The sequence below is a fragment of the Streptomyces sp. CB09001 genome, from assembly GCF_003369795.1.
GTDB lineage: Bacteria > Actinomycetota > Actinomycetes > Streptomycetales > Streptomycetaceae > Streptomyces.
On the sequence record NZ_CP026730.1, the window covers coordinates 7013823 to 7038954 of the forward strand.

21 protein-coding genes and 1 pseudogene are annotated in these 25132 nt (G+C 73.2%); 12 read left to right on the forward strand and 10 right to left on the reverse strand.

The window, feature by feature from the left end; translation table 11 throughout:
• Window positions 1-51: 51 nt before the first annotated feature.
• Entirely contained in the window at window positions 52-1623 is a 1572-nt protein-coding gene (locus C4J65_RS32190) for an NAD(P)/FAD-dependent oxidoreductase (RefSeq protein WP_162833455.1), read from the forward strand.
• On the opposite strand, the gene C4J65_RS32195 is transcribed toward C4J65_RS32190, so the two are convergent.
• Complete coding sequence (locus tag C4J65_RS32195) at window positions 1624-3399, reverse strand: serine hydrolase domain-containing protein (RefSeq protein ID WP_162833456.1); 1776 nt, start codon at window positions 3397-3399, stop codon at window positions 1624-1626. It lies immediately after the preceding gene.
• A gap of 173 nt (window positions 3400-3572) precedes the next feature.
• Here C4J65_RS32195 and C4J65_RS32200 point away from each other — a divergent pair, with 173 nt between their 5' ends.
• The 6 genes and pseudogenes from C4J65_RS32200 (at window position 3573) to C4J65_RS32225 (ending at window position 8497) form a co-directional block, all read left to right on the forward strand.
• Window positions 3573-5078 carry an acyl-CoA synthetase gene (locus C4J65_RS32200; RefSeq protein ID WP_115745597.1) on the forward strand — a complete coding sequence of 502 codons (1506 nt, stop codon included), beginning with the start codon at window positions 3573-3575 and terminating at the stop codon, window positions 5076-5078.
• 50 nt (window positions 5079-5128) lie between these two features.
• Window positions 5129-6036 (forward strand): annotated as a pseudogene (locus C4J65_RS32205) (alpha/beta hydrolase).
• Between the two features lie 70 nt (window positions 6037-6106).
• Window positions 6107-6316 (forward strand): DUF397 domain-containing protein, encoded by a 210-nt coding sequence (locus C4J65_RS36925; RefSeq protein ID WP_167308736.1) that lies wholly within the window; start codon window positions 6107-6109, stop codon window positions 6314-6316.
• Between the two features lie 83 nt (window positions 6317-6399).
• The gene (locus C4J65_RS32215) at window positions 6400-7302 is read left to right on the forward strand and encodes a universal stress protein (protein ID WP_115745598.1); all 903 of its coding nucleotides are present in this window, start codon (window positions 6400-6402) and stop codon (window positions 7300-7302) included.
• A 36-nt stretch (window positions 7303-7338) separates the two neighbouring features.
• Window positions 7339-7941: a CGNR zinc finger domain-containing protein gene (locus tag C4J65_RS32220; protein ID WP_205351103.1), complete on the forward strand. Its 603-nt coding sequence runs from the start codon at window positions 7339-7341 to the stop codon at window positions 7939-7941.
• Between the two features lie 58 nt (window positions 7942-7999).
• Complete coding sequence (locus tag C4J65_RS32225; RefSeq protein WP_007389815.1) at window positions 8000-8497, forward strand: hypothetical protein; 498 nt, start codon at window positions 8000-8002, stop codon at window positions 8495-8497.
• 20 nt (window positions 8498-8517) lie between these two features.
• Here C4J65_RS32225 and C4J65_RS32230 read toward each other — a convergent pair whose 3' ends face one another.
• Window positions 8518-10461 carry an N-acetylmuramoyl-L-alanine amidase gene (locus tag C4J65_RS32230; RefSeq protein ID WP_240330570.1) on the reverse strand — a complete coding sequence of 648 codons (1944 nt, stop codon included), beginning with the start codon at window positions 10459-10461 and terminating at the stop codon, window positions 8518-8520.
• A gap of 292 nt (window positions 10462-10753) precedes the next feature.
• Window positions 10754-11896, reverse strand: a complete 1143-nt coding sequence (locus C4J65_RS32235; RefSeq protein WP_162833458.1) for an aminoglycoside phosphotransferase family protein — start codon at window positions 11894-11896, stop codon at window positions 10754-10756.
• A gap of 296 nt (window positions 11897-12192) precedes the next feature.
• Between C4J65_RS32235 and C4J65_RS32240 the strand changes: the two genes are divergently transcribed.
• Window positions 12193-13701, forward strand: a complete 1509-nt coding sequence (locus tag C4J65_RS32240; protein ID WP_115745600.1) for a hypothetical protein — start codon at window positions 12193-12195, stop codon at window positions 13699-13701.
• Between the two features lie 21 nt (window positions 13702-13722).
• Here the strand turns inward: C4J65_RS32240 and C4J65_RS32245 are convergent, their stop codons facing one another.
• From C4J65_RS32245 to C4J65_RS32260, 4 genes are all read right to left on the reverse strand, one after another.
• Window positions 13723-15018, reverse strand: a complete 1296-nt coding sequence (locus C4J65_RS32245; protein WP_115745601.1) for a PAS domain-containing protein — start codon at window positions 15016-15018, stop codon at window positions 13723-13725.
• 272 nt (window positions 15019-15290) lie between these two features.
• Window positions 15291-16319: a Gfo/Idh/MocA family oxidoreductase gene (locus C4J65_RS32250; protein ID WP_115745602.1), complete on the reverse strand. Its 1029-nt coding sequence runs from the start codon at window positions 16317-16319 to the stop codon at window positions 15291-15293.
• Between the two features lie 123 nt (window positions 16320-16442).
• A complete protein-coding gene (locus C4J65_RS32255) occupies window positions 16443-17537 on the reverse strand; it encodes a chemotaxis protein (protein ID WP_115745603.1) in 1095 nt (364 codons plus the stop codon).
• A gap of 101 nt (window positions 17538-17638) precedes the next feature.
• The gene (locus C4J65_RS32260) at window positions 17639-19288 is read right to left on the reverse strand and encodes an alpha/beta hydrolase (RefSeq protein WP_115746741.1); all 1650 of its coding nucleotides are present in this window, start codon (window positions 19286-19288) and stop codon (window positions 17639-17641) included.
• Window positions 19289-19520: 232 nt separating this feature from the next.
• On the opposite strand from C4J65_RS32260, the gene chpB reads away from it, so the two are divergent.
• Window positions 19521-20243 carry an LAXTG-anchored chaplin ChpB gene (gene chpB / locus C4J65_RS32265; protein ID WP_115745604.1) on the forward strand — a complete coding sequence of 241 codons (723 nt, stop codon included), beginning with the start codon at window positions 19521-19523 and terminating at the stop codon, window positions 20241-20243.
• A 60-nt stretch (window positions 20244-20303) separates the two neighbouring features.
• Here the strand turns inward: chpB and C4J65_RS32270 are convergent, their stop codons facing one another.
• The gene (locus C4J65_RS32270) at window positions 20304-20789 is read right to left on the reverse strand and encodes a nucleoside deaminase (protein ID WP_115745605.1); all 486 of its coding nucleotides are present in this window, start codon (window positions 20787-20789) and stop codon (window positions 20304-20306) included.
• Window positions 20790-20931: 142 nt separating this feature from the next.
• Between C4J65_RS32270 and C4J65_RS32275 the strand changes: the two genes are divergently transcribed.
• Window positions 20932-21891 carry an SDR family oxidoreductase gene (locus C4J65_RS32275; RefSeq protein ID WP_115745606.1) on the forward strand — a complete coding sequence of 320 codons (960 nt, stop codon included), beginning with the start codon at window positions 20932-20934 and terminating at the stop codon, window positions 21889-21891.
• A gap of 11 nt (window positions 21892-21902) precedes the next feature.
• On the opposite strand, the gene C4J65_RS32280 is transcribed toward C4J65_RS32275, so the two are convergent.
• Window positions 21903-22178, reverse strand: a complete 276-nt coding sequence (locus C4J65_RS32280) for a GlsB/YeaQ/YmgE family stress response membrane protein (RefSeq protein WP_115746742.1) — start codon at window positions 22176-22178, stop codon at window positions 21903-21905.
• A 194-nt stretch (window positions 22179-22372) separates the two neighbouring features.
• On the reverse strand, window positions 22373-22816 hold the full coding sequence (locus C4J65_RS32285) for an SPW repeat protein (protein WP_115745607.1): 444 nt from the start codon (window positions 22814-22816) through the stop codon (window positions 22373-22375).
• 541 nt (window positions 22817-23357) lie between these two features.
• On the opposite strand from C4J65_RS32285, the gene ssuE reads away from it, so the two are divergent.
• Both ssuE and C4J65_RS32295 read left to right on the forward strand, forming a co-directional pair.
• Window positions 23358-23936, forward strand: coding sequence for an NADPH-dependent FMN reductase (gene ssuE, locus C4J65_RS32290; RefSeq protein WP_115745608.1), 579 nt, complete (start codon window positions 23358-23360; stop codon window positions 23934-23936).
• Between the two features lie 280 nt (window positions 23937-24216).
• The gene (locus tag C4J65_RS32295) at window positions 24217-25107 is read left to right on the forward strand and encodes a glycoside hydrolase family 19 protein (RefSeq protein ID WP_115745609.1); all 891 of its coding nucleotides are present in this window, start codon (window positions 24217-24219) and stop codon (window positions 25105-25107) included.
• Window positions 25108-25132 lie beyond the last annotated feature (25 nt).

Genomic DNA, 25132 nt, shown 5'->3' on the forward strand with positions numbered 1-25132 from the left:
GTGCGCGACGGCGGGCTGGCCGCCCCCGATCGGCCCGTGTTACCAAGAGCCATGACGCCCCCGCCCAGCACCACCCGCACCTACGACGCCGTCATCGTCGGCGGCGGCCACAACGGCCTGGTCGCCGCCGCCTACCTGGCCCGCGCCGGCCGCTCCGTGCTGGTCCTCGAACGGCTGGACCACACCGGCGGAGCGGCCGTGTCCACGCGCCCCTTCGCCGGGGTCGACGCACGGCTGTCGCGCTACTCGTACCTGGTCAGCCTGCTGCCCAAGAAGATCGTGCGGGACCTCGGCCTGGACTTCCGGGTGCGTGCGCGCACCGTCTCCTCGTACACGCCCGTCGAGCGCGCCGGGCGGGCCGGCGGGCTCCTCGTCGGCGGGGGCGAGCGCCGCACCCGCGAGTCGTTCGCGCGGCTCACCGGTTCGCAGCGGGAGTACGACGCCTGGCAGCGCTTCTACGCCATGACCGGCCACGTGGCCCAGCGGGTCTTCCCGACCCTCACCGAACCGCTGCCCACCCGGGACGAACTCCGCCGCCGGGTCGACGACGAGACGGCCTGGCGGGCCCTGTTCGAGGAACCGGTCGGCGTCGCGATCGAGGAACACTTCGCCGACGACCTGGTGCGGGGCGTGGCCCTCACCGACGCGCTGATCGGAACCTTCGCCGACGCCCACGACCCCTCCCTGGCCCAGAACCGCTGCTTCCTCTACCACGTGATCGGCGGTGGCACCGGCGCCTGGGACGTACCCGTCGGCGGCATGGGCGCCCTCACCGACGCGCTGGCCGACGCCGCCCGGGCCGCGGGCGCCGTGCTCGCCACCGGCCACGAGGCGGTCCGGATCGACGCGGACGGGCACAGCGCCGAGGTCACCTTCCGCTCGGCCGACGGCGAGGGCGTCGCCGCCGCCCGCCACGTCCTGGTGAACGCCTCCCCGCGCGAGCTGGCGGCGCTCACGGGGGACGCCCCGCCCGCACCGGCCGAGGGCGCCCAGCTCAAGGTGAACATGCTGCTCACCAGGCTGCCGCGGCTGCGCGACCCGGACGCCGACCCGCGCGAGGCCTTCGCCGGGACCTTCCACATCGCCGAGGGCTACGAGCAACTGGCCGCCGCGCACGCCCGGGCGGCCGCCGGTGAACTGCCCGCCGCCCCGCCCTCCGAGATCTACTGCCACTCGCTGACCGACCCCACGATCCTCGGCCCCGACCTGGCCGCGAAGGGCATGCACACCCTCACCCTGTTCGGCCTGCACACGCCCGCCCGCCTCTTCGCCCGGGACAACGACGCCGTACGCGAGGAACTGCTCAAGTCGACCCTCGCCCAGCTCGACGCCCACCTGGCCGAGCCCCTCGCCGACTGCCTGGCGACCGACGCCGACGGACGGCCCTGCATCGAGGCCAGGTCGCCCCTCGACCTGGAACGCGACCTGCGTTTGCCCGGCGGGAACATCTTCCACCGCGAGCTGTCCTGGCCCCACGCCCAGGAGGGCACCGGCCACTGGGGCGTGGAGACCGCCCGGGCAGGCGTCCTGCTGTGCGGCGCGGGCGCCGTGCGCGGGGGAGGCGTGAGCGGGGTGCCGGGACACAACGCGGCGATGGCGGTGCTCGAACGGGACAGGACCTAGCTAGTCCGCCGACGCCGTCCATCCCTCGGCCACGACGCGTGCCGCGTCCGCCGGACGCGCGTCGTGGAACAGGACGTCGCCGGCCGCCTCCGCACGCAGCCCGTCGACGTACGCCCCGCGGCCCACGTACAGGCGGTCGGTCGTGTACCGCCAGCGCAGGGTGAGCCCGCGCGCGGCCGGGAGCTCGGCGCTCAGCCGGTGCCAGACGCGCCCCGACCAGCCGGTGGCCGAACCCGCCGGATGGTCCAGGGGCGCCGCGCCGCGCCGCGTGGTGGTGAACGGGACCGGCCGCCATCCCGCGCCGCCGTCGGTCGAGGCCTCCAGGACCAGCACGTCCGAGCCGGGCTCGGTGTCCCACCACAGCGCGCAGCGCAGTCGGGCCCGCCCGGCCGACGTGTCCAGGGCGGGCAGCGTGAGCGTGGCCGTGGCGGAACCCGCCGTCCCCGAGAACCACGCCGTGCGCCCGTGCGCCGGACGGACCGGCACCGCCCGCGCCAGGTGGGTGCCCGCCGCCACCCGGGGAGCCGACCCGGAACGCCAACCGCGCACCGGGTGGACGGAGTTGCCGAGAACGACCAGGAAGGAGTCCGTGGTCGGGTCGAGCACCAGCGAGGTGCCCGTGAAACCGGTGTGCCCGGCCGTGCGCGGCGTGGCCATCGCGCCCATGTACCAGTGCTGGTACAGCTCGAAGCCCAGGCCGTGCTCGTCGCCCGGGAAGTCGGTGTTGAAGTCCGTGAACATCAGCTCCACGGACTCCGGCCGCAGGATCCGCGCCCGCCCGTAGGACCCGCCGTTGAGCAGGGTGCGACCGAGGACCGCGAGGTCCCACGCGCAGGAGAACACCCCCGCGTGACCGGCGACGCCGCCCAGGCTGAAGGCGTTCTCGTCGTGCACCTCTCCCCACACCAGCCCCCGGTCCAGACCGGACCACGGCTTGCGGGAGTCCTCGGTGGCCGCGATCCCCGGCCGCCAGGAGGCGGGCGGGTTGTAGCGGGTGCGGGTGAGACCGAGCGGCTTCGTGATCTCCTCGCGCAGCAGGACGTCCAGGGTGCGGCCCGTGACCTGCTCCAGCACCAGCTGGAGCGAGATCATGTTGAGGTCCGAGTACAGGTACGCCGTGCCGGGCGCGGCGACGGGTGCCTCGTCGTAGACGAGTTGGACCTTCTCCTCGTACGTGGGCGCGCTGTACAGCGGGAGCCACGCCCGGAAGCCCGAGGTGTGGGTCAGCAGATGACGGATCGTCATGTCCTCTTTGCCCGCCCGGCCGAAGTCCGGCAGGTACGAGGCGACCGGCGCCGCCAGCTCCAGCGCGCCCCGCTCCAGCTGCTGCACGGCGAGGATCGAGGTGAACAGCTTGGAGATCGACGCGAGGTCGAACACCGTGTCCCCGGCCATCGGGATCTGCTCACCCGCCGGGAACTCGACGCCGGTGTCCGTCGCCTCGTCGTAGGCCCGGTAGCGCACCGCCATGCCGATCGGTTCGTGCAGCGCCACCGTGCCGCCCCGGCCGGCGAGCAGCACGGCGCCCGCGTACCACGGGTGCTCGGGAGACGGGCCGAGGAACGCCTCGGCATCGGTGACGAGCTGGCGCAGATGGCCGGGGAGGAGCCCGGCGCGTTCGGCGGAGCCGCGCCGCAGGGTGGGCCGGCGGCCCCGGTCGGAGGCGGCCTCGGCCGGCCCGGCCGCGAACGGGGCGATGGCCAGGGCACCCCCCAGGGCCAGGGCGCCGGCGCCCAGTTGACGCCGACTGAATCCATTCGTCGCCTGACCGGCCATCGAAGAGCCTCCCGCCACCGAAGCTGAAAGTATCTTTCCCGGATCGCCGTGCGGAGTGAAACTTTCCTGTCAGCGGCGGGCCGTGTCAATGGGGCGGACCAAGCGGGCGCGAGGAGCCGGTGGACCGGCGCACACCGCTTGACCCGCCCCCGCGACCGGCCGAGGATCAGGTCATGACGCCCGGACACGGCAGCACCGGCAGCACCGTTGACGGGGTGCTGCGCCGCAGCGCCCGACGCACTCCGGCACGCGTCGCGGTGGAGTACCGCGACCGTTCCTGGACGTACGCGGATCTGGACACCGCGGTCTCCCGCGCGGCGAGCGTCCTGCTGGGCGGACTGTCCCCGGGCGACCGGGTCGCCGCCTACGGCCACAACTCCGACGCCTACCTGATCGCGTTCCTGGCCTGCGCCCGCGCGGGCCTGGTGCACGTCCCGGTCAACCAGAACCTCACCGGCGAGGACCTCGCCCACATCGTCGGCCAGTCCGGCAGCACCCTGGTCCTCAGCGACCCCGGCCTCGCCGCCCGGCTCCCGGGCCAGACCCGCACCCTGCCGCTGCGCGACACCGGCGACTCGCTCCTGGCCCGCCTCGCGGCGGCGCCCCCTTACGACGGCCCCGAACCGCGCGCCGAGGACCTGGTGCAGCTCCTGTACACCTCGGGCACCACCGCGCTGCCCAAGGGCGCGATGATGACCCACCGGGCGCTGGTGCACGAGTACCTGAGCGCCATCACCGCGCTGGACCTCGGCGCCGGCGACCGCCCCGTGCACGCGCTCCCGCTCTACCACTCGGCCCAGACCCACGTCTTCCTGCTGCCCTACCTCGCCGTCGGCGCGACCAACATCATCCTGGACGCCCCCGACGGCGACCGGCTCTTCGACCTGGTCGAAGCGGGCCGCGTGGACAGCCTGTTCGCACCGCCCACCGTGTGGATCGGCCTGGCGAACCGCGCCGACTTCGCCACCCGCGACCTGACCGGCCTGCGCAAGGCCTACTACGGCGCGTCGATCATGCCGGTGCCCGTCCTGGAGCGACTGCGCGCACGCCTGCCGCACCTCGCCTTCTACAACTGCTTCGGCCAGAGCGAGATCGGCCCCCTCGCCACCGTGCTCGGACCGGACGAGCACGAGGGCCGCATGGACTCCTGCGGCCGCCCCGTCCTCTTCGTCGACGCCCGGGTGGTCGACGAGGACGGCAAGGACGTCCCCGACGGCACGCCCGGCGAGGTCGTCTACCGCTCCCCGCAGCTGTGCGACGGCTACTGGGACCGGCCCGAGGAGACCGAGGCCGCCTTCCGCGACGGCTGGTTCCACTCCGGCGACCTCGCCGTCCGGGACGCCGACGGCTACTACACCATCGTCGACCGGGTGAAGGACGTCATCAACTCCGGTGGCGTACTGGTCGCCTCCCGCCAGGTCGAGGACGCCCTCTACACGCACGACGCCGTCGCCGAGGCGGCCGTGATCGCCCTGCCCGACGAACGGTGGATCGAGGCCGTCACGGCCGTCGTCGTCCCCCGCGCGGAGGTCACCGAGGACGAGCTGATCGCCCACACCCGCGAGAGACTCACCGCCTTCAAGGCACCCAAACGCGTCCTGTTCGTGGACGCCCTGCCACGCAACGCCAGCGGGAAGATCCTCAAGAGGGAACTGCGGGACCGCTTCGCCGGTGCCTGACCCGGCTACCCCGTTGCGCGGCGCGGCGGCGACCGGTGAGGATCGGCGCCATGCAGCCCTTCACCGCCCACGACGGGACCCGTCTCGCCTTCCACGTACGGGGCGAGGGAGACCCGCTGGTCGTCCTGCCGGGCGGACCCATGCGCGCGTCCGGCTACCTCGGCGACCTGGGCGGCCTCGCCGCACACCGCCGGCTGATCCTCCTCGACCTGCGCGGCACCGGCGACTCCGCCGTCCCTCAGGACCCGGCGACATACCGCTGCGACCGGCTCGTGGCCGACGTCGAGGCACTGCGCGAGCACCTCGGCCTCGACCGGATGGACCTCCTCGCGCACTCGGCCGGAGGCAGCCTCGCGATGCTGTACACCGCCCGCCACCCGGAACGCGTGTCCCGGCTCATCCTGGTGACCGCCACCCCCTGGGCCCTGGACATGCCGGCGACGCCCGAGGACCGGCTCCGGGCGGCGCTCCTGCGCGCAGACGAGCCCTGGTTCGATGCGGCCATCGGGCCCTTTTGGGCCTGGCTCGCCGGGACCGGCGAGTTCGATCCGGTGTTCGTCCCCTTCTTCTTCGGCCGCTGGGACGACACGGCCCGCGAACACGACGCGCTCGCCGACGAGGAGAGCAACGACGAGGCAGGCGACGTCTACCTCTCCCCGGACGCCTTCGACCCGCCCGCCACCCGCGCCGCGCTCGCCCGCTGCCCCGCCCCGGTGCTCGTCCTCGCCGGTGAGCGCGACGGCGGCCCCGGCCCGGACTTGGCGCGCCGCTGCGCCGACGTCTTCCCGCACGCCGAGGTCGCCCTCCAGCCCGGCGCCGGGCACTACCCGTGGCTGGACGACCCACGATGGTTCAGCCACCGGATCGCCGCGTTCCTCGGGCCGAACCGATCTCCTTCACCTCTCTTCGCAAGGCGCCCCTCTCTCGTGGCCTGTCGGCGGTCGGACCCGGTCGCTAGGCTGGCCGCGGACGACGAAACCGGGAGGAGCACGGACGTGGCCGAGAGCACCACCCACCAGCGCCCGCTCATGGGCTGGGACAAGCCGGAGCTGGATCTCAGCAACGCGCAGTGGCAGTCCAGCAGCCGAGGCCTGGGGGATGTCCAGATCGCCTTTGTCGAGGGATTCATCGCGATGCGGAACAGCGGCAGCCCGCAGAGCCCCTCCCTGATCTTCACCCCGGCGGAATGGGGCGCGTTCGTGTCGGGAGCGCGGGAAGGGGAGTTCGACCTCACGTAGGACACCGCGGGTGCGCCGACCGGCCGAACCCGGGTGTCCGGCCCGCCGCCGGGGGGAAGTCCCTACTCCGGAGGTGAGGACCCATGAGCACCCTGCCGGTCATCGCGGCGGTCGACGGTTCGGACGACGGCCTGCGCGCCCTGGACTGGGCGCTCGACGCCGCCCACCGGCGCGAGGCACCCCTGCGGGTGGTGCATGTGCGCCAGTACGCCGCCTGGGCCCAGACCGACGTCCTGGTAGCGGGCCCGCCGGACACCGCCGAGGACCCCGCGCTCGACCAGGCACGGGCGCACCTTCAGGGGCGGGCCTTCGCGGTGCCGACGGAGTACGTGGGCATGGAAGGCGTTCCGGGCGCCCTGCTGCCGGAACTGGGCGCGGACGCCCAGCTGCTCGTCCTCGGCTCGCGGGGCCGGGGCGGCTTCGCCGGCCTGCTGCTGGGCTCCAACGGCATGGCCGCCGCCCGCGACGCGCAGTGCCCCGTCGTCGTGGTGCCCCGGCCCGGACGCGAGGTCCACGGCGAGGCACCCGCCGAACCCGGCCCCCGGGTGGTGGTCGGCCTGCACGTGGACAGTCCCGACGAGGCCACCCTGTCCTTCGCCTTCACCGAGGCCGAGCTGCGCGGCGCCCGCCTCCAGGTGGTCGCGGCCTACCCGTGGCCGGTGCAGACCTGGGCCGCCGCGGGGCAGATGATGCCCCTGGTGATCGACGAGGTCTCCGTCGAGAGCGAGACGCGGGTCCTGGCCGACGGCCTGCTCGCCCCCTACCGCGGACGCCACCCCGACGTCCGGGTCGACACCCACGCCCTGCCCGGTGACGCCGCCGGGAACCTGGTCGCGTCCTCCAAGGACGCCGACCTGGTCGTCGTCGGCCGGCACCGCCGGCGCCTGCTGGTCCCCGCCAGGATGATGGGGTCGGTCACCCACGCCGTGCTGCTGCACGCGGCGGCCCCGATCGCGGTGGTGCCGCCGGCTCCCCCGCAGGAGTGACACCCCGCCCCGCCCGGCGTGCCTATCATCGGCCGCATGCAGGACTCGCCCAGCAGGGACACCCGGACCGCGCTCGACCTGGCGCTGACCGTCCGGCACGACGGGCACGGCGGCGTCGCCGACGAACTGGCCGACCCGGCCGGGCTCACCGCCTGGGTCGGGGCGCACCCCGGCGCGGTGCCGGACGCCGAGGTCTTCGAGGCCGACGCGGCCACCCTGGCCGCCGTCCGTGAGGTACGGGCCGCCGCCCGCGCCCTCTTCGCCCGCGCCGTGCGCCCCGGCGAGCCGAGCCCCGCCGACGCCGCCCGGCTGCTGCCCGTGCCCGAGGCCCTGCAGCGCCTGAACGAGACTGCCGCCCGCACCCCCACGGTCCCCGTCCTGGCCTGGGCCGACACCGCCGAGCCCGTCGTACGCGCCGCCCCCGCCGAGGGCGTCCGGGCCGACCTCGCCGCCGCCCTCGCACAGGCCGTGATCGGCTTCCTCGCGGGGCCCGACCTGAAGCGGCTGCGGGCCTGCCACGCGCCGCGCTGCGTGCGCTACTTCCTCAAGGAGCACCCGCGTCAGGAGTGGTGCAGGCCCTCCTGCGGCAACCGGGCCAGAGTGGCCCGCCACCAGGACCGGCAGCGGCGGACCGCGTAGCCCGGCCGGGCTGCCGCCCGCACGCCGTTCCCGGCGCCCGGCCACGTACCATGGCGGCATGTCGTTCCTCCGCCGCCGCAGCGCCACGCCCGCCGGGCCCGACTTCGACGTACTGGCCATGGACCCGGGCGACTGGCCCGGCAATCTCGGCGCCGGTCTGCTGCCCGCGCCCGACGGCACCTGTCAGGGCGTCTTCCTGCGCTACGACCTGTTCGGCGGCCGCGGCCCCGCGATGATCATCGGCAACCTCCCGGACGGCTCCCCGGCCCGCGAGGTCCCCGAGGGGGAGATCCCCTTCGAAGTGGCCCAGCTGCTGCTCGCGCTGGAGAACGACGAGGAGATCACCGTCGTCGGCGCCGAGGACGTCCCCGTCATGCAGGGCGACAACCTGCTCATCGTGCGCCGCCTCAAGCTCTCCGAGAGCCGGATCTCCTGCGTGCAGTTCGACCGCAGCGACGGCGTCCTCGTGACCATCGCCGCCTGGGACCGCCCCATCACCGACGACCTGTACGCCCTGCTGAAGCCGCTCCCGGCGGAGCTTTTCCAGCAGGGCTGAGACCCGGCCCCGGCGAGCGGCTACCGGGCTGCGGAAACCGTCACGTCGGCGGCGCGCACGTACGCGACCCGGTGACCGTACTGGATCTCGTAGTACTGGTCCTTGCCGGTCACCACCCGGTGGGACGCCTCGTCGAAGGTGACCGCGTAGTAGTACTCGCCCGGCACCTTCTCACCGACGACGTACTTCTGCCCCGCGGGCAGGGTGTACGGCAGGGGTGACACCGCCTGGGCGGGCACGCCCGCCGGGTAGGCCGCCTTCTCCGGATACGCGCGCCCGTACACCGGGACGCTCGCCAGGCCCTTCTTCGGAGTGACCACGCGTCCCGACGCGGGTACCGCGGCCGGGCTCTTCCCGGGGTTGTGGAACCAGGCCTTCTGCCCCAGGTACCAGATGGCCGTCCAGTCGCCCCACCGGTCGGCCACCGCGTACTGCTGGCCCGTGGAGACCCGGGAGGACAGGTCGTTCACCCCGGTCGTGGGGGCGGTGCCGAGGCCGATGTCCTTGATCAGCGGCGCGTCCGCGTCGTGGTCGGAGTACAGCCGCACCTCGCTGGAGCCGTGCGCCGCGCAGGGCTCGCCCGCCGTCTCGCAGCCGGTGTACCCGGGACGGTTGGCGTCGTAGTCGGGGCGGATCGTCACCAGGCCGGACTTCTTGCCGGCGGTCGGCTGGAAGGGGCGGCCGAGCAGCTGGAAGTAGTGCCGCCAGTCCCAGTACGGACCCGGGTCGGCGTGCATGCCCGGGATCGTCGCCGTGGTGGTGCCGGGCACGTTGTCGTGGCCGAGCACGTGCTGCCGGTCCAGCGGGATGTCGTACTTCTTCGCCAGGTACTTCACCAGCCGCGCCGACGACCGGTACATCGCCTCCGTGTACCAGGCGTCCGGCTCCGCCAGGAAACCCTCGTGCTCCAGACCGATCGACTTCGCGTTGACGTACCAGTTGCCCGCGTGCCAGGCCACGTCCTTCGCCTTCACGTGCTGGGCGATGTGACCGTCGGTGGAGCGCAACGTGTAGTTCCAGGACACATAGGTGGGGTCCTGGACCATGTTGAGGACCCCGTTCCAGGTGCCCTCCGTGTCGTGCACGACGATGTACCGGATGCGCTGGGAGGCCGGCCGGGCGCCCAGGTCGTGGTTGCCGTAGTCGCCGTCGCCGAACTCCTCGTACGGGGCCGGGACCCACTCGCAGGACACCGACCCCGGACACTCCGTACCGGCCGCGGAAGCGGCGCGCAGGCCCGCGCCGTCCAGCCGCGAGACGTCCGGCGCCACGCCGGGGCGGGCGGCCAGCGAGACCCGCTGGCCGGCGTCCGTGACGCGCCGCTCACCCGTGCGGATGACCTCGTAGACGTCGTCCGCGTACGCCGCCGCCGTCGCGGAGTCCTCCGCGCCGGAGAATCGGGCCACCGCCGCGTACCAGTCCGCCGGATCCGCGCTCAGCGGCTCACCCAGGTCGCGCTGCGCGGCGGCGAGCAGCGCCGCACCGCCCGCCACGTTCGCGGCCGGGTCCGTGCGCAGCGCCTCGGGGCTCAGCCCGGTCAGCCCCGCGGCCCTCGGCAGCGTGGTCAGCCGGTCCGGCAGGTCGCCCAACGGCGCGGTGGCACCGCCCGCCGGGTGCAGCGCGGCGCGCGCGTCGTCGCCGCGCGGGTCCTCCGAGCCCCCGCCGTGGTGGGACCGGGGCGCCTCGGCCAGTGCCGTACGGGCATCGGTGAGGTGCAGCGGGCCGTAGCCGCCGGTCACGCTCGGCGCTCCGCCGTGCGCGTCCCAGCGGGACTGGAGATAGGAGACGCCGAGCAGAACGCTCTGCGGCACGTGGTACTCGGCCGCCGCGGCGGCGAACGCCCGCTGTAGGCGGTCCGGGGCGGGTGGCGCGTCCGTGGGCACGGCGGCCGACGGGGCCGCGCCGAGCAGCGGCAGCAGCAGCGCGGCGGTGGCCAGGGCGGGCAGGACGGGGGATCCTCGCAAAACGGCCTCCTGTGACGATCGGGCATGAGGGGACGTGACGGGCGTGCGGGGCCGGGCTGGGTCAGTCGTACCCGGCGGTCCGACGATCCGTCAATCATGCCGTCATGGCGATGATTTCCCACGTCAGCAAGGGGTTCGGCGAGTTTCGTGGCGGCGGGCCACGGGCCTGCACGGCGTCAGTGGCGTACACCTGTGGCCCCTGCGCATCTTGGGCGGGCGGACACGAGAAACGCGGTGCGCCCCCCTGTCGGAAGGGCACACCGCGCACCGTCGTCCTCCTCGCGCCGTCCCGTCAGCGCGTGCCGACCGCCGCCCGCACGGCCCGCCGGGCCAGCTGGCAGTCGTCGTGCAACCGGCGCAGCAGCAGCCGCTGTTCCTCGCCGGTCGGCGCGGCACCCGGCTGGGCCGGTCCAGGCGCCGCCCCGACCGTGTCGTGCATGGAACGCTGCACGGCCGTCTCGTACGTACGGATCTCCCTGGTCAGTACGAGCATCAGGTTCACCAGGAACGCGTCGCGCGCCGCCGTGCCCGTCGACTGGGCGATCTGGCTGATCTGACGGCGGGCCACCGGAGCGTCCCCGAGGACCGCCCACAGCGTCGCCAGGTCGTAGCCCGGCAGGTACCAGCCGGCGTGCTCCCAGTCCACCAGCACCGGACCGGCCGGGGACATGAGGACGTTGGACAGCAGCGCGTCACCGTGACAGAACTGGCCCATGCCCTGGCGCCCTCCCGCGTGGGCGATGCCGTGCAGCAGCTTCTGCAGGTCGCCCAGGTCCCGGTCGGTGAGCAGCCCCAGCTCGTGGTAGCGGGAGATCCGGGCCGCGTAGTCCAGTGGGGCGTCGAAGGTGCCGGCCGGTGGCCGCCAGGCGTTCAGCCGGCAGACCGCTCCGATCGTCGCCCTGATGTCCGCCCGCGGCGGCGCCTCCAGGGGGTGCCGTTGCAGCGCCGCCACCCGTCCGGGCATCCGCTCGATGACCAGCGTGCCGTTGTCCGGATCCGCCGCGATCAGTCTCGGCACCCGCACCGGAGGGCGCTGCCGGACGAACGAGCGGTATGCCCCTATCTCGTGCCGGCTGCGCTCCGCCCACGCGGGGGAGTGGTCCACTAAGCACTTGGCCACCGCGGTGCTGCGCCCGGTCGTACCGACCAGGAGCACGGACCGCCCGCTGCGCCGCAGCACCTGCACGGGGGAGAACTCCGGGCAGATCCGGTGCACGGCGGCGATCGCCGTGCGCAGTTGGGCCCCCTGGGGGCCGGACAGGTCGATTCTCCCGCTGAGCGGCTGGGTGCCGGGCCCCGCGCCGAGCCGCGCCCTGCCGGCCCCGAGCACCGGGGCCGCCGGACGCGCTGGGGCGAGATAGGGGCCGCCGCCCGCCGTCGGGCGGGGGTGCAGCGAGCGCTGCGGGGCGGACACGGAGGACGATGCTGCGTACATGGGCGAGACAGATCCCTTCGTGTGCCTGCTGTGCCTGCCTGAAGAGGGGTGCCGGTCCGGTCCGTTCGGTACCGGAGGCGGCACGTCTTCCGAAAGCCGTCGCGCCGCCCGACCGGCCGCCGGGGGCCACCCTGGGGAGTACCCCCGCGGCGACCGGGTCGGGTTGGCGCATTCCTACCTGACACCCGGCCGCCCGTGGCACACCATCTGGCGCACCCTGGCGAACGGTGGCGAATAGTCGCCCGGCAACCCGCACGGGGCTACTGTCAACTCAGCCGAGAACCTGGGGGCTTGTAGTGAGCAAAGAACCCAACACCCGCCTGTCGGACCTGTTCGGCCTGGCCGGCTGGTCCAAGGGCGAACTCGCGAGGCTGGTCAACCGGCAGGCGGCGGCCATGGGCCACCCCCAGCTGGCGACCGACACCTCGCGGGTGCGGCGGTGGATCGACATGGGAGAGATCCCGCGCGATCCGGTGCCGCGGGTGCTGGCGGCTCTGTTCACCGAGCGTCTCGGCCGTGTCGTGACCATCGAGGACCTCGGTCTGGTCCGGCACGGGCGTGCGGGGAAACGGCCACACGACGGGAGCGAAGAGCATCCCGACGGCGTGCCGTGGGCGCCCGAGCGGACTGCGGCGGTCCTCACCGAATTCACGGGAATGGACCTCATGCTCAACCGACGCGGCTTGGTGGGCGCGGGCGCCGCGCTCGCCGCGGGCTCCGCACTCAGCAGCGCCATGCACGACTGGCTGCACACCGACCCGGCCCTGGCGGCCGACGCCCCCGACCTCCACCAACCCCTGCACGCCGACCCCGCCGGGTTCGACCGCTACGAGGCCGCCCCCATCGGGTCGCAGGAGGTGGAGGAACTGGAGCGCTCGGTCGAGGTGTTCCGCGCCTGGGACGCCGCCCGGGGCGGTGGCCTCCAGCGCAAGGCCGTGGTGGGCCAGCTCAACGAGGTGGGCGGCATGCTCGCCTACCACCACCCACCCCATCTCCAGCGGCGCCTGTGGGGCGTCGCCGCCAACCTCGCCGTCCTCGCGGGCTGGATGTCGCACGACGTCGGTCTGGAACCGACCGCCCAGAAGTACTTCGTCATCGCCGCCCACGCCGCACGCGAGGGCGGCGACCGGCCCCGGGCGGGCGAGGCGCTCTCCCGGGCGGCCCGCCAGATGGTGCACCTCGGCCGCCCCGACGAGGCCCTGGACCTCATGAAACTCGCCCAGTCCGGCTCCGGCGAGCAGGTACTGCCGCGCACCAAGGCCATGCTCTACACCATCGAGGCCTGGGCGCAGGCATCCATGGGCAAGGGCCAGGCGATGCGCCGCACCCTGGGCCGGGCCGAGGACCTCTTCGTCTCGGACAAGGCGGACGTGCCGCCCCCGGACTGGATGCAGACGTTCAAGGAGGAGGACCTGTACGGCATGCAGGCGCTGGCCTACCGGACGCTCGCCGAGTTCGAACCGGGGGCCGCCGCGCACGCCCAGCACTACGCGGACAAGGCCCTGGCCCTCAGGATCGACGGCCGGCAGCGGTCCAAGATCTTCGACTACCTGTCCATGGCCTCCGCCTGCTTCATCGCCGACGACCCCGAACAGGCGGACCGGTACGCGCGCCTGGCCCTGGTGTCGATGGGCTCCAACTCCTCCCAGCGGACCTGGGACCGGCTGCGCCAGATGTACCGTCTCACCGCCGAGTACGCCGGATACCCGAAGATCCAGGAGCTGCGGGAGGAGATCAAGCTGGCGCTGCCCAAGGGCAGGTCGCCCAGGGGGGAGGGGCAGGGCGGCACCATCGCGTCGGCGTAGGGCGCGACGCGCTCCGCGGACCTACGGTGTCACCCGGGCGACCAGCACACAGGCGTCCTGACGACCCGGAAACTCGTCCAGCTCCCGGGTCACGATGCGTAGGCCGTTCCCGGCCGAATCCGCGGCTGTCAGGCGGCGGGCCAGGGACAGGAGGTGCTCCACGGCCGCCGGTTCGAGTGCTCCGGTGTGCAGAAGGAGCAGGTCGCCCGCTTCGAGGGCCGCCTCGGCCTGCCCCGATGGTCCGCCCTGTCCGGACAGCGCACGCCCCGTTCCACCGCGGAAGAGCAGCGGGACGGGGCCCGGGGCATGAGTCCAGGTCAGGACGTGGGTGTCCGGCCGGTAGCCGCAGTACACGGCGCCGTCCACCGGCGGCAGGGCGGTGGAACGGAGCAGTTCGGCGAGCCCGTCCCGCAGTCGCCCGGGCCGGGTGCCGGCCAGCGCCAGGCCGCGCAGGGCGCCGATCAGTACCGCCGGGCCGTGGGCCTCGGTCTCCGGGTGTCCGAAGTCGCCGACGGTGAGCAGGGTTTCGCCGTCGGCGCCGAGCGGACACGCGTCGTACCACCCGCCGTATCCGGGCCGCCGGCCCGCCGACGCCGGCGGGAGGTGCGCGGCGGCCAGGTCCAGGCCGGGCCGGCCCTCGTCCGGGAAGCGCAGGAGACCCTGCCAGGGCGGAGGCCGGTGACGCCGGAGCGAGTCACGGGTCTCGCTCACCACCCGCTGACTGCGGCGCAGTTCGCCGACGTCCCGCAGTACCGCCCACATCGAGGCGGTGCTGCCGTCGGCGTCGAGGACCGGCTCGCCCATCATGTGCACGGTGCGTACGGTCCCGTCGGGGCGCGCCACGCGGAACTCGCCGTCGATGGGGCGGCCGTCGACGAGGCAGTCCGTGACCATCGCGGTGAGCTTCGGCCGGTCCTCGGCGAGTACGAGGGAAGGGAGTTCGTCGAGGCTGAGAGGGACGGACGCCGGGTCGCGGCCCAGGATGTGGAAGAGTTCCGCGGACCACTCGGCCTCGTCCGTCAGCAGGTTCCACTCCGCGCTGCCGACCCGGCTGAGCAGCGAACCGGCGCGCGGCGCGGGTGCCGGGCCGTCCCGGAGCTGCGCCAGGTGCGCGTCGAGGTCGGTGAGCTGGTGCAGTGCCAGGTCGTACAGGGCGCGCTGCCAGCGCCCCCGGGGGTCCGTCGTGTCGTCCTGGCTGTCCCGTCGTACCGCGTCCACGTCGCCCCGCAGCCGCCGGGTCTGCGATATGAGCGCCTCGACCGAGCCGGGTCCCGGTGGCTGGGCGGCCGGGTGGTCCGCGGAGAGATGGGACGACATGACGCACTCCGATGTGCTGACGGTACGACCAAGGTGGAACCGAGGCTGGCGGAAGGACCGTTACGACTGTTGCACAGCCCGCCATGCCCCGTAAGGGATTCGGCAACACACGATACGGTGGTGCTTCCGGCATATGCCACAGTCTTCCCGGGGTGACTCGGGTACGTGTTCGGCATACTCGGGCCGCGGGGTAAGTCGTAGGCTCCCTACGGGACTTGAAGGGGATGAGGGTCCGCGGGCGTCGTCGCCCGGGTGTTCGGTGGACTCTTGTTCTATGCCTGGTCGTACAGGGCCGGACGGAGTGCCATGTCGACGGGTGTGCGTGCGCCCGTCTCCAGCGCCCGCACCCCGGCCTCGGCGACCGCGGCGGCCGCGTACCCGTCCCAGGCGCCCGGCCCGGTGACCCGGCCCCGCCGGGTGGCATCCACCCAGCTCTGCACCTCGTGGTCGTAGGCGTCCGCGAACCGCACCAGGTAGTCCTGCGGCACCTCCTCCCGCGCGCCGTCCGCCGCCGTGACCACCATGGTGTGCGCCGCACCGATCCGGGCGCTGCCCGCCTCGCAGACGGCTTCGCAGCGCACCTCGTAGCCGAAGCCGCAGTTGACGAAGACCTCCACGTCCACCACGGCGCCGCCCTCGGTCTCGAAGAGCACCAGCTGCGGATCGAGCAGGCCCTCGGGCGCACCCGCCGACGGGCGCGGACGCAGTACGGTCACCGCACTCAGCTCCTGGCCGAGCAACCAGCGGGCCGCGTCGATCTCGTGCGAGACGGAACTGTTGATCAGCATCGCCGAGGTGAAGTGCGGGGGCGAGGAGACGTTGCGGTGCACGCAGTGCAGCATCAGGGGCCGGCCGAGGCGCCCGACGTCCAGGAGGGACTTCAACTGCCGGTACTCGGCGTCGTACCGCCGCATGAACCCGATCTGCGCCAGCCTTCTGCCGAGGCGCGCCTCGGCCTCCACCACGCGCAGCGCGCCCGCGGAGTCCGGCACCATCGGCTTCTCGCACAGCACCGGCAGCCCTCGTGCGAAGGCGGCCAGCAGCGCGTCCTCGTGCGCCTCGCCGGGCGAGGCGATCAGGACCGCCCCGACACCCGGCGCGTCCAGCGCGGCCTCGACGTCCGTGTGCACGCTGATCCTGCCGCTCCCGCCGATCCCGCCCACGGCCTCCTTCGCCCGCTCGGCGTCGGGGTCCGCCACCGCGGCGACCCGGGCGCCGCTCACCACCCGGTCGACGCGTCGTATGTGGTCGGCACCCATGTGCCCCGCACCCAGGACCGCCACACCCAGAAGTTCACTCACGCCGTGCCCGCTCCCTCGCCGTCCGCCGCGCACCCGCCGGCAGCGGGCACGTGTACGGCGAACAGGCTTTCACGCGCGTCAAGAGGCAGGGGGAGGGCCGGCCCGCGGGTGCGGCGGCCGGCGTCAGTAGCGCAGTACGCCTGCGATGCCGTCCGCGTCCCCGAGTGCGCCGTCCGGCACGAAACGGACCTCGGCGCCGGTCTCCAGGCACTGCTCGACGATCTCGTCCACGATGTCCTCCCGGGCGTCGAGGTCGCCGTCGTCGGCCGGGAGCAGGTGCTCGCCGTCGTCGCGCATCGTCACCTTGAAGTTCTCCTCGACGGCCAGCAGCCGGACGCGGCCCGTGTGGGCGCTCTCCCACAGCTCGTCGACCCCGGCCGCGAAGTCCTTGCGGCCGCGGGCCGCGTCCAGTTCCCTGGCCACCGCCTCGACGGACCCGCGCGCCTCGTTCTCGAGCACGGGCCGCACCGCCTGCCACACCGCCTCGGCGGTGCCGTGCGCGAGCCCGCCGTGCGGGACCAGCACCGCGTCCGAGGCGAGCGTGCCCGCCTCCTCGAACAGGGGCAGCGCGGGCTCGGGGCCGGTGATGTACAGCGGCCGGGGGTGGGCGCGCAGGACCTTGCCCATCGCGGCGTCGGCGTCGCGCAGGAACTTGCGGGTGCCCTCGTCCCGGAAGGTGCTCGGCGCGTCGCCGATCCGTTCCTGACGCTCGGGGTCGAAGTCCTCGGCGGGCCGGTCGAGCGGGAAGCCGCCGAGGTGTTCCTCCACGACCCGGTCCGCGCCACCGCTCCACAGCTTGACGCGGTCGGCGGCGACCGACAGGACCCAGAACGGCCGCTCGGCCGCCTGCGCGGCAACGAGGTTGCGGGTCAGGAAGGTGTCCGAGAGAACCACGCGCTCGGGCACGGAACGGCTGAGCGTCCAGACCTGGTGCTCACCGGGTGCGGCGAAGATCGCCAGACCGTCCTCGGCGTACGTCAGGTCGATCTCGGCCAGCGCCCGGTCCAGCTCGCGGGACACCTCCGCACGCCGGTCGCGGCTGACCGCCGGATCCTCCTCCAGCTGTTTCTTGGCCGCGGCGACCGCGTTGCGCAGCCGGACGCGGTCCTGGGCGTTGTCCGGCTCGCGGCGGTGCGTCGGCGTCAGTACGGACACGGCCGGATACGGGCGGGGGCGCCGCAGTCCGGCGAGGGTGGCGGGACTCAGATCGTGCTCCATGTCAGCACGATATGCGCCACGGGTATATAAGGCATATCGGGCATTCGGAACCGATGGCCGATCGGTCGGACCCGTCGCCGCTCAGCCGGACCGGTCGCCGCTCAGTCGGACCGGTCGCCGGCGGCCTCGGGGCCGCAGGAGCTGCCGTCGGGCGGCAGGGAACCGTACAGCAGGAAGTCGTCGACCTTGCGGTGCACGCACTTGGACGACGCGTATCCGGTGTGTCCCTCGCCCCGGTTGTCCAGGACCACGGCGGAGGGCCCGAGCCGGTCGGCCGTCTCCGTCGTCCAGCGGTACGGCGTGGCCGGGTCGCCGCGGGTGCCGACCAGGAGCATCCTCGCGGTGTCGAGGTCCTTCACGTCGTCCCGGATGTAGTCCGTTCCCCTGGGCCGGCCGTAGCACATGAGCACCTGGGTGAGCCGGTACCGGCCGAAGACCGGTGAGGCGTCCTCGTACCGCGCGCGCAGCCGGTCGAGGGACGCGGTGACCTGGGCGGCGGTGGGACGGTCGGGGTCGTCGGCGCAGTTGATCGCCATCAGCGCGGCCGGAAGGTTGTCCATGGGGACGTCCTCCTCGTCGGTGAGGCCGGCCGTCCCGTCGCCCCGGACCGGTACCGGTGCCCGTACCGGGAAGGTGACGCCGCCCGACGAGAAGCCCTCCAGGCCGCGGGTGTCGCCGTCCTCGAGCAACTGCGCGAGGGCCCGCTCCAGCGACGGCCACAACTCCCGGCTGTACAGCGCCTGGCCGATCGCGCCGACCATGTCCTGCCCGGTGAAGGGCTCGCCGAACGCGGACGGCACCGGGTCGGCGTCGAGGGAGGCGACGAGCCGCTCGACCTGGTCCCGAGCCTCCCGGGCGTCCTGGCCCAACGGGCAGGCGATGTCCTCGGCGCACCAGTCGAGGAAGTTCTCCAGCGCGGTCTGCTGCCCCCGCGCCCCGGCCAGCCCCTGTTCGGCCAGCGGTTCCGTCAGGGTGTCCACGCCGTCCAGAACCATCCGGCCGACCTTGTCCGGGAACCGCGCCGCGTAGACCGCCCCGAGCCGGGTCCCGTAGGAGAAGCCCAGGTAGTTGAGCCGGTCGTCGCCGAGTGCCCGGCGCATCACGTCCATGTCGCGCGCCGCGTCGACGGTGCCTATGTGGGGCAGCACGGGGCCGGAGTACTTGGCGCACTCGGACGCCGCGTCCCGCAGCCGTTTCAGCACGTCCTCCGGGTCGCCCATCCCTCCGTCCCCGTCCGTCGCCTCCATGATCTTCAGGGTGGCCGGTCCGCAGGAGACCGGGGAGGACCGGCCGACGCCGCGGGGGTCGAAGGACACCACGTCGTAGCCGTTGGTGAGGTGCATGAACTCCTTGCCGCCCGCGGCGAGTTCACTGACGCCGGAGCCGCCGGGGCCGCCGAAGTTCAGCAGGACCGAGCCCCGCGAGTCGCCGGTCGCCCGGTACCGGGCGAGGGCCAGTTCCAGGGTCCCGCCCCTGGGCCGCGCGTAGTCGAGGGGGACGGTGACCTTGCCGCACTGCAGGTCCTTCGGCATGTCCGTGCCCTCGCACGCCGACCACTTGATCCTCTGGTCGTAGAACCGGGACAGGCCGGACCCGGCGTCCCGCGTGGTCGCCGTGGTCGCCGTGGTCGCGGCGGTTGCGGTGGTCGCGCCGTTCGCGGCGGGGAGGCCCGCACCCAGCAGGGCCAGGCCGAGCGCTCCGGTGACCGCGCAGCGCCGGACCGAGGGCCGAGTCTCCAGCTTGGCCTGCATCGATGCCTCCCGGGGCCCCGTCGCGGACCGGTGGTCGGCGCCCTCGCTCACCATAAACGGGCCGCGCACCCGGCGCCTCCGGGCGGCATCGCACCGGACGGTGCGCCGCTTGTTCGATGAACCGCCCACTCGATGGGGTGAAAGACCGATAAGCCATAACTCGGATGGTGCGCCCGCGTTTTAGACGGTGCGGGCGAGTGCCCGCGACCATGTCTGGAAGGCAGGGAGCCTCATGAGAAGGGTTACCCGAAACGGTGTGCTCGCCGTCGCCGCCTCAGGCGCGCTGGCCGTGACGATGCCGGCGTACGCGGCGTTCGCGTCCGACGGGGCCGGCGCCGACGGATCCGCGGCCGGTTCGCCCGGGCTGATCTCCGGCAACACGGTCCAGCTCCCGGTGGACGTGCCGGTCAACGTGTGCGGCAACACGGTGAACGTGGTGGGGCTCCTCAACCCGGCCGCGGGCAACGGCTGCGCCAACTCCGGGGAGCCGGGGACGTCGCACCCCGGGGCGTCGCACCAGACGGCGGGAGCCTCGGACGGTACGTCCGGCAGCGCGTCCCGGGGGACGTCCGGCGGCGCGGTCGCCGAGGGGAGCGGAAAGGGTTCGCCCGGAGTGCTCTCCGGCAACGGGGTGCAGTTGCCGGTGCACCTCCCGGTGAACGTCAGCGGCAACAGTGTCAACGTGGCCGGCATCGGCAACCCGGCCGTCGGCAACGAGTCGACGAACGACTCCGGTGACCACCCGGAGCCGGTACGGCCCCCGGCGGAGCCGTCCGCCCCCGAGGAGGAGCGTGCCGGGCCCGGACCGTCCCCGCACGCCGCTCCGCCGCGGGAAGAGGTGTCCCTCGCCCACACCGGTACGGACCGCACCCTGCCCGCCCTCGCCGGCGGCGCCGCGCTCGTGCTGGGCGGAACCGTCCTCTACCGGCGCTTCCGGCCGGGCGCCGGGGACTGACCGCGCCGACCGGGGTATCCGCCGCTCGGGCGGGTGCCCCGGTTCAGGCGCGTCCCGTGCTCAGGCGCGTCCCGAGTGGAAGCGCCGGTGCAGGGCGTGGATTTCCCGCGTGAGTTGCGGCACCGGGCCCTCCACGGTCACGCCGGGCGCCACCTCCTGCACGGGAAGCGGCCGCACCGGCGGCTCCGGTATGCCCAACTCCACCAGCCAGCCCGTGAGTTGCTCCGACGAGGCGACGTACACGATACGACCCAGGCCCACCCACGCGTGTGCGGCCGCGCACATCGGGCAGTGCTCGCCGGACGTGTACACGGTGGCCGCGGCCCGTTCCTCCGGGGTCAGGCGGGCGGCGGACCAGCGCGCGAGCTCGAACTCCGGGTGACGGGTCCGGTCGCCGGCGGCCACCCGGTTGTGGTCCTCGGCCAGCACCGTGCCGTCCCCGCCCACCAGCACCGACCCGAACGGCTCGTCGCCGGCTTCCAGTGCCTCGGCCGCCAGCTCCACACAACGGCGCAGGTGGGGCAGTTCGGTGTCGTTCACGACCATGGTGCACCGTCCTCCTCGTGACGTGATCCTTCCCGGTCAGCCTATGTCTCCCCGGACCTGCCATCTTGCTATCCGTAATCGCTGGAGTTAGAGTCTCTAACAGAAGCGAGTAATCATAGCGATTTGAGGCAAGAGGAGCGCCATGTCCGCCGCCATCCCGCAGCCGCCCGCCCCGCACGTCGTCCTGGGATCCGGTCCCGCCGGCACCGCGCTCGCCCGTGAGCTGGTACGCCGGGGCCACCCCGTCCGCCTGGTGGACCGCAGGGCCGCCGGTCCCGCGATCGAGGGCGTCGAGCGGGTCCCCGCCGACGTGAGCACGGCCGACGGTGCCCGCGCCGCCATACGCGACGCGGCCGTCGTGTACCACTGCGTCAACGTCGCCTATCACCTCCAGGTCGAGGTGATGCCCCGGGTCCAGGAGGCAGTCCTGGCCGCCGTCGAGGCGAGCGGCGCCCGGCTGGTGGTGCTCGACACCCTCTACCCGTACGGCGAGACCGGGGGAGCGGTGATGACCGAGGACAGCCCCTGGAAGGCGACCAGTCGCAAGGGACGGATGCGTGCCGAACTGGACGAGCGGTACCTCGCCGCCCACCGGTCCGGCCGGGCCCATGTGGTCCTCGGCCGCAGCGCCGACTTCTTCGGTCCCGGCGTGCTCAACTCTTCCCTGGGCGCGGCCGTCTTCCCCGGCGCCCTCACCGGCGGGGACGTCGTCGCCATGGGGGACATCGATCTGCCGCACAGCTACTCCGGCATCGAGGACGTGGCGGCCGCTCTCGCCACCCTCGGCGAGCGCCCCGACGGTGACGGTCGCGTCTGGCACCTGCCGACCGCGCCCGCCGTCAGCACGCGCGAGATCCACGCGCTGATCGAGCAGCGCGTGGGCCGCCCGCTGAACGTCGTGGTACTGGAACGGCCCCGCCCCTACGGCCCCTTCGACGAACTGCTGATGGCCGAGTACGAGGAGATGTTCTACCAGCACACGGAGCCGCAGGTCATGGACTCCGGTGCCTTCGAGCGGTTCTTCGGGGCGGCTCCGACGCCGCTCGCGGACGCCGTGGACGCGACCGTCACCTGGTACGAGGCGTGGCTCCGCAGCAGGTGACGGTCAGGCCCTCAACGGCCCGGGCGCGACCGGGACCGGGACCGGTCCAGCGCGGCCACACCGACCGCGGCCAGGCCGATCTGGATGAGCCACTCGACCCAGTCGACACCGTCCGTGTCGGCCACGTCGAACGCCGAGGCGACCCACGATCCGACGAGCGCGGCCACGATGCCGACGAGGATCGTCCACAGGACGCCGATGCGCTGCCGGCCGGGGACGACCAGCCGGCCCAGCACGCCGATGACGACGCCGATGACGATGGCGCTGACAATGCCGTCGATCTCCATCTCCACCCCTCTTCGTCAAGCCCCCGCAGTGATGCGTCTGCCCGCTGCGGGCCGGTGCAGTCCGCCGGTCGGTGTCGGTGACGGTGACGGCGTTGGCGTTGGCGTTGGCGTTGGCGTTGGCGTTGGAGGCAGGCACGGACGACGGGCCGGCCCGCGGGTGCGGGACCGGCCCGTGCCGTTTCCTTCCGGTGCGTCTAGGGCCTGCGTGGGGCGCTCCGCGCCGCCGTACCGGCGCAGACCATGCCCAGAAGCACTGCCAGGGCGCCGATGACGATGTTGTTCCAGATGACACCGGCGTCCGGACTCGAGCCCACGATCCAGGGCGAAATGATCATCCAGACTCCGATCGCGCACATGGCCCAGCTGAGGCCGTACATGCGCTCCGGGGCCCGGGTGAACCCGAGAGCCAGCAGGCCGATGGCGATGCCCACGATCAGGTTGTGGGCCACCAGTGAGGGCTGGCTGGCGGTGAAGTGGAGTATCCACGGGGACACGGCACAGTAGAGGCCGAGCAGGAACACCGGCCCGTCCACGAGTGCCACGTCGCGACCACCGAGCACGCGCGCGTAGCGCGCCTGCATTTCCGGGGCGTCCGGGTGGCTGGAGATGTCACCTCGGGGGTGCGAGACGTTGGCCATGAGTCGTCTCCTTTGACTTGCAGGGCCGACCGCTTCTGATGCGGTGTGCGGTAGCGCCGCATAAGTGCATTCTGCTCTTATTTCGCCCTTATGTGTAGTGGTGAGAGGGTAGGGATCTCCCGATTGTGCGAGCGCCGCACGTGTCCCGGGAGCCGTCGGTCCGCAGTGTCACGCCCGTGTGAATTCCGGGTCCGGGTGGCGAGACCGGGCCGGTCCTCCTTGACCGCCCTCGATCGCGGCTGCCACGATCGAAGGCATGACAACGCGACGGGATTTCACGCGGCGACGCCACGTCGACCTCGCGCGCGTCTCCAGCACCTCCTGTCGCACCGCGGCCTGATCCCGCCGATCCGCCGCCTCGTCCCCGCGCTGCCGCACCGGCCCGGCGCCGCCCTGCGGGTGACTCTCCGCACGGCCCGAACCCGGCCGCGACGCCGACCTGTTGGGCCCTTTCCCGTCCCGCGTCCCGTTCGACGTACGCCCCGCGCAGACTCCGCCGGGCGTTCCGCCGCGTCCGTCCGCCCTCCCGAAAAGAGAACCGATGGCCACCGTCCTGTCCGTCTCCGGCAGTCCCTCCGCCTCCTCGCGCACCAACCGGTTGCTGCGTCACCTCGACGACCGGCTGACCGCCCAGGGCCACGCGGTGGTCCCCCTCGACGTCCGCGCCGTCCCCGCACAGGCGCTGCTCGGCGCGGACTTCGGGCACCCCGCGATCACCGAGGCCGCCGAACTGTTCGCCCGGGCCGACGGCGTCGTCGTCGGCACGCCCGTCTACAAGGCGTCGTACTCCGGTGTTCTGAAGGCCCTCCTCGACCTCCTCCCGCAGTACGCCCTCACCGGCAAGACGGTGCTGCCGCTCGCCACCGGGGGGTCCACCGCCCATGTCCTGGCGATCGACTACGCGCTGCGCCCGGTGCTGAACTCCATGGGCGCGGCGCATGTCGTGCAGGGCTGGTTCACCCTGGACCGTGACATCTCGACGCACGAGGACGGCACGGTCACCGTCGCCCCGGGCGCCGCGGAGGCCCTCGCCCACGTCGTCGACCAGTTCTCGGCCGCCCTGGCCCTCCGGCCGGCCGCCCCCCTGCCGGCGGTCCCCGCGCTGGCCGCGGCGAGCTGAGCGCGCGCCACTCGGAGATCCGACGCCGACCACTCCGTCTCAACTCCCGGCCGAACCCGTCGGGTCGAACCGTCGCGCTCGACCCGTCGGGTCGAACCGTCACGCCGAACTGGTCTAAACCCTTGACTGGTACATACCAACGCGGTTGAGTGTGTCTCCACACCCCCCTCCACGGCCGCCCCCACGCCGTGGCCGGTCCGACCGGCACGTGCGCGCAGGTTCCGCGCCCCACTCCGCCCCTGTACGGGAGCGGCCGTGCTCCGCAGAAGGAGACAGACCTGTGTCGAGGCGCCGTATATCCGCCCTGGTGACCGCACTCGCCCTCGCCGGCGCAGTGCCGCTGCTCATGCCCGCCAACGAGGCGTCCGCCGCCGCGTGTTCGAGCTACCCGGCCTGGTCGGCCGACGCGAACTACAACACCGGCGACATCGTCCGCTACACCGACGGCAAGGCCTACATCGCCGAGCACGCCAACCCGGGCTACGACCCGCTCATCAGCACCTGGTACTGGAACCCGTACGCCTGTGACGGCGGTTCGCAGACGCCCGTCGGCAACTTCGTCGTCAGCGAGGCCCAGTTCAACCAGATGTTCCCGGGCCGGAACTCCTTCTACACCTACAGCGGCCTCACCGCCGCGCTGAGCGCCTACCCCGGCTTCGCCAACACCGGCAGCGACACCACCAAGAAGCAGGAGGCCGCGGCCTTCCTCGCCAACGTCGGCCACGAGACCGGCGGCCTCGTGCACATCGTCGAGCAGAACACCGCCAACTACCCCCACTACTGCGACTGGAACCAGCCCTACGGCTGCCCGGCCGGCCAGGACGCCTACTACGGGCGCGGCCCGATGCAGCTCAGCTGGAACTACAACTACAAGGCCGCGGGCGACGCGCTCGGCATCAACCTGCTGGGCAACCCCTGGCTGGTGCAGAACGACTCGGCCGTCGCCTGGAAGACCGCCCTGTGGTACTGGAACACCCAGTCCGGGCCCGGCAGCATGACCGGGCACAACGCCATGGTCAACGGCGCCGGCTTCGGCCAGACCATCCGCTCCATCAACGGCGCCGTCGAGTGCGACGGCAAGAACCCCGCCCAGGTCCAGAGCCGCGTCACCAAGTACCAGCAGTTCAGCCAGATCCTCGGCGTCTCCCCGGGCGGCAACCTGTACTGCTGACCCCGCCCGGGTGTGCGAGACTCCG